This is a genomic window from Cellulomonas septica, assembly GCF_012396155.1.
Lineage (GTDB): Bacteria > Actinomycetota > Actinomycetes > Actinomycetales > Cellulomonadaceae > Cellulomonas > Cellulomonas septica.
In genome coordinates this window covers 1-4,315 of the sequence record NZ_JAAXOY010000294.1, presented here as the reverse complement: position 1 = coordinate 4,315, position 4,315 = coordinate 1, and the positions used below count along the sequence as shown (strand labels likewise).

The 4,315-nt window shown below is 73.2% G+C and carries 4 protein-coding genes; 2 read left to right on the top strand and 2 right to left on the bottom strand.

Features of this window, described 5'->3' with window-relative positions; translation table 11 throughout:
- A partial coding sequence (locus HGA02_RS11845) for a ribokinase (protein WP_168679178.1) occupies positions 1 to 760 on the bottom strand: 760 nt, incomplete at its 3' end.
- Positions 761 to 1,016: 256 nt separating this feature from the next.
- Between HGA02_RS11845 and HGA02_RS11840 the strand changes: the two genes are divergently transcribed.
- Positions 1,017 to 1,199, top strand: coding sequence for a hypothetical protein (locus tag HGA02_RS11840; RefSeq protein ID WP_168679177.1), 183 nt, complete (start codon positions 1,017 to 1,019; stop codon positions 1,197 to 1,199).
- 75 nt (positions 1,200 to 1,274) lie between these two features.
- Here the strand turns inward: HGA02_RS11840 and HGA02_RS11835 are convergent, their stop codons facing one another.
- Positions 1,275 to 3,182 carry a glycosyl hydrolase family 28-related protein gene (locus HGA02_RS11835; protein WP_246247710.1) on the bottom strand — a complete coding sequence of 636 codons (1,908 nt, stop codon included), beginning with the start codon at positions 3,180 to 3,182 and terminating at the stop codon, positions 1,275 to 1,277.
- Between the two features lie 357 nt (positions 3,183 to 3,539).
- On the opposite strand from HGA02_RS11835, the gene HGA02_RS21710 reads away from it, so the two are divergent.
- On the top strand, positions 3,540 to 4,315 hold a 776-nt coding region (locus HGA02_RS21710), incomplete at its 3' end, for an ANTAR domain-containing protein (RefSeq protein WP_168679176.1).

Genomic DNA, 4,315 nt, shown 5'->3' with positions numbered 1-4,315 from the left:
CGTCGCCGGCACCGGTGGTGTCGCGGACCTCCATGGGCACGGCGGGCCACGACCAGGCGGCACCCTCCTCGTGGCCCACGACGCCCGACGCCCCGAGCGTCACGACGACCGACGCCGCACCCCGACCGGCGAGCTCCGTGGCTGCCTCGTGCGCGGCCTCGACGTCGGCGTCGAGCGGGCGCCCCAGCAGGATCGCGGCCTCGTGCTCGTTGACGACGAGCGGGTCGGCGAGACGGACGACGTCGTCGGGGAGCGAGGTCGCGGGCGCGACGTTGAGCAGCACCCGCACCCCGGCACCGTGCGCGAGGCGGGCGGCGTGACCGACCGTCCCGAGCGGGATCTCGGCCTGCAGCACGCACACGCGCGCACCGGTCAGCACCGCGGCCGCCGCGTCGACGGCCGCCGGGGTCACCGCGGCGTTCGCGCCGGGCACCACGACGATCGTGTTCTCGCCGTCGTCCGCGAGCGTGACGACGGCCAGCCCGGTCGGCCCGTCGACGGTCGCGACGTGCGTGAGGTCGACGCCGGCGGACGTCAGCAGGCTCAGCGCGACGGCGGCGTTCGCGTCCGACCCGACGGCCCCCACCAGCGCGATCGACGCGCCGAGCCGCGCCGCGGCGACGGCCTGGTTCGCGCCCTTGCCACCGGGCAGCGTCACGGCGCCGCCGCCCAGGACCGTCTCCCCGGGTCCCGGGTGGCGGTCCACCTGCAGCACGAGGTCGGCGTTGACCGACCCCACGACGACGACGTCGTGCCCCATGGCGCCTCCTCGTACCCGACGAGGACATCGTGGCCGGGACGTCGGGAGGTGTCGCGGCCGTGTCCGCCGTCCCAGCCTCCGGTTGCGCGCCGGGCGGGGGCGCTTACCGTGGGCGACGGTCCAGCAGGGGTCGTCGGGCGCGGTTGCGCCGAGGCGGCGACGGGCGCACCCGGACGGCGGATGCCGTCAGCACACGATCGGGTGACCTGGGTCGAACCACCAGCAGTCATCCCAGGACTTCGGGGAGGCTTGCCGGATGGACATGCGGATCGAGGTCACGAACGCCGACGTCGCCGCGGCCAAGCGCGCGTGGGCACGCGCGGTGGAGAACGGCGAGAGCGACGCCCGCACCCAGGTGCTCTACGACAGCCTGCGCCGCGTCATCAACGCCCAGGCCCAGCAGATGGCGGACGACTTCCGCGCGAAGCGCGCGAGCTGACCCGGCGCGACCGCGCGGGGCGGCGATCGGACCCGGTGGGTCGCAGGCAGCCACGGCCTGCGACCCACCGGTCTGTCACGGGTAGGACGTGACGAACGACGGGGTCCCCGTGTTCGTGTTGTCCACCTGCCCGCCCACGCCGTTCACCACGTGGCGGATCGTGCCCGCGCTGAGGTTCACGGTCATGACGTGCGTCAGCGTCACGCCCGGACGCTGCGGCACCTCGAACCCGTTCTCGGTGACGATCGACGGGTTGTTCTGGTTGAACACGTAGACGCCCGCACCCCAGAGCTGGTGCGACTTCACCTTGTCGCCGACCTTGTACCCGGCCCACCCGAGGGTGCCGTCGGGCTCGGTCCAGTCGGCCTGCGTGGGCGGGTCGTACGGCAGCTCGTTCTGGTAGAGCACGACGCGTCCGCGCTCGCCGTTCCAGATCGTGTTGTGCTGCTGGAAGTGCTCGACGAACAGGCCGGTCGCGGTGACGTCGTCGCCGTTCACGACGACGCCGTTGCGGCCGATGTTGGTGCGCCACCGCTGGGTGTCGCCGTTCACGCCCTCGGTGAAGCCCTCGACGCCGTGGTCGGCGCGCCACACCCAGGTGTGGTCGACGAGGACGTCGTCGGCGTTGATCTCGAGCGCGACGTCGGTGCTGCCCTTGTGCGGGCCGCCGACGCGGAAGTAGACGTCGCTGAGCGTGATCGGGTCGCGGCGGCTCTTGCTGCCCCAGTCGGGCGCGTGCCGGTGGTCGAGGCCGACCTTGAGCAGCACGGGCGACTTCGTCGGGCCCGCGTCGATGGTCACGCCGGCGACGACGATGCCCGGCACGTCGGCGACGAACAGCGGGGTCGCCCCACGGGCGGACGTGAGCGTCGCGTGGCCGGTGCCGAGCACGACGGTGCCGGGCCGCCAGACGGCGATGGTCGACGCGATGTCGTAGACGCCGGGCGTGAGCAGCAGGTGCTTGCCGAGCGCGAGCTGCGCGTTGATCTTGAGCACCGAGTCGCCGGGCTTGGCGACGTAGAAGTCGCGCAGCGGGATCGAGCGGCCGGGCGTCATGCCGTTCGCCCACGAGATGCCGCGCGTGCCCTCGGCGGCCGACGGGACGCGGACCTGCCACGTGCCGCGCGCGTCGACGTAGAGGTACGGCTTCTCGCGGCTGACGGGCGTGGTGTCGAGCGTCGTGTACGGCGGGTCGGGGAACGTCGAGTCGGTGGGTGCGCCTTCGACGCCGGAGAACACCTGGTTCCACACGGCGTTGGACCAGCTCCGCACGGAGCTGTTGCGGGTGAGCCACTGCTGCTGCGACCCGTTGACCACGTCGCCGAACCGCGAGTCGGCGATGAAGCCGCCGCTCGCGTACTGCGGGCCCGCGGTGCAGTAGTCCATGAGCGAGAAGCCGGGGTCGCCCTCGTTCGACAGGACGTTGAGCCGGCGCAGCGACACGGCCTGCGAGACGGCCCAGAAGTTCGCCGAGGCGCGGCAGCCGTCCTGCCCGGCGCCGTCGATGTCGAGCGTGAGGTTGGACAGCGTGCGCCAGAAGTTGACGAGCGCGATGCAGTTGGGGTTCGCGGGGTCGTCGGACAGGCAGCGGTTGTACGTCTCGATCTTGCCGTGCACGACGACGTCGGTCGGCGACGCCCCGAGGCCGGCGACCTCGGTGTAGTACCCGACCTTCATCTGCAGCGGCTGCGCGGCGGTGCCGTACTCACCGGGCTTGAAGAGCAGCGACCAGCGGGCGGTGCCCATCTCGGCGTCGACCTGCTGGGCGTGGATCTGGTCGACCTTCGCCTGGATGTCGGCGACGGGCATGCTCGGGTCGAAGACGACGACGTTCGGGCCGAGGTTCGGGGTGGAGGGCGCGCTGCCGCCGTGGGCGGTGGCGGGCGCGGCGGCCGTCGCGGCGAGCGCGAGGGCGAGGGTCGCGATCAGCGGGGTGCGACGACGTCGTCGTGACCGGCTGCTCGCAGGGACGTGCGGGTCCATGCGGGGTTCCTCTCCGTCGAGGGTGGACACACCGGAGGAAACCACACTTACCGACCTGTTAGTAAGAGGCCGGTGAAACGTGTCCACGATCAGGCCTCGGACGTGCGCGACGGCCGACGCACCGCGCGGGCACCGGGCCCCGGGTCTACTGTCGAGAGCAGCGGCGTCCACGACGGACCCGGGGGTTCGGACCCAGCCTCTCTCTTCCTTCGCGGCGGAGCCGCGAGGAGGACCCATGCCCGTCCACGCAGCCGAGGCGGTAGGCCGCTACACGTACGACGAGGGGGTCGCTGGTGGTGGTCCGACACCATGCGGGCGACCTACGGCCCCAGGACGGGCGGCTCACAGCCGGGCGCCGTGGGCGTGGGACGCCTGCTGCACCGCATCCACGAGGACGACCGCAGGCGCGTCACCGACGCGCTCGCCGCCTGCGTGACGCACGGGACGTCCTTCGCCGTGTCGCACCGCGTGCACGCGGCCGAGGGCGACGGCCGACGACGCGTCACCCTCACCGGTGCCCGCGAGCGCGACGACGCCGGCGAGCCCCGCGTCGGGGGCTTCGTCCTGGACGTCGACGAGGCCGTCACCGCCGCCGCGCGGCACGACGCGCAGCTGCAGCTCGGCACAGCCCTCGCGTCGCACGCGCTGATCGACCAGGCCAAGGGCGCCCTCATGCTCGTGTACGGCATCGACGAGCAGGAGGCGTTCGACCTGCTGCGCTGGAGCTCGATGCGGCTCAACGTCAAGCTCGCGCTGCTCGCCCAGCGGGTCGTCGCAGTCGTGCGCGCGGCCGAGAGCCTGGCACCGTCGGCCCGCGACGCCCTCGAGCGCATGCTCGACGACCCGGACGCCCCGCCCCGTCGACGTGCCGACCGCGGCGAGGTGACCACCTCGACCTACGGGCCGCACGGCCCGGTGGTCACGGTCGGCGGCCGGGTCGACCCGTGGACCGCGCGGCTGCTCGCCGAGGCGCTCGGCACGGTGTGGTCCGAGGCCCGCGCGCAGGGCGGCCTCGTCGGCGGCCTCATTGCGCAGGTTGATCAGGAAACCCGTGCCGACCATGAGTGCGATGGCGAGCACCACCGCGGCCGCGGCCACGATCCGCTCCCAGCCGAAGCCGGTGCCCGCCGAAG

What these genes read in the sequence shown, in the direction of transcription:
- HGA02_RS11840 (WP_168679177.1), top strand. Translation starts at nt 1,017, where the DNA reads ATGGACATGCGGATCGAGGTCACGAACGCCGACGTCGCCGCGGCCAAG.
- HGA02_RS11835 (WP_246247710.1), bottom strand. Translation starts at nt 3,182, where the DNA reads ATGGACCCGCACGTCCCTGCGAGCAGCCGGTCACGACGACGTCGTCGC.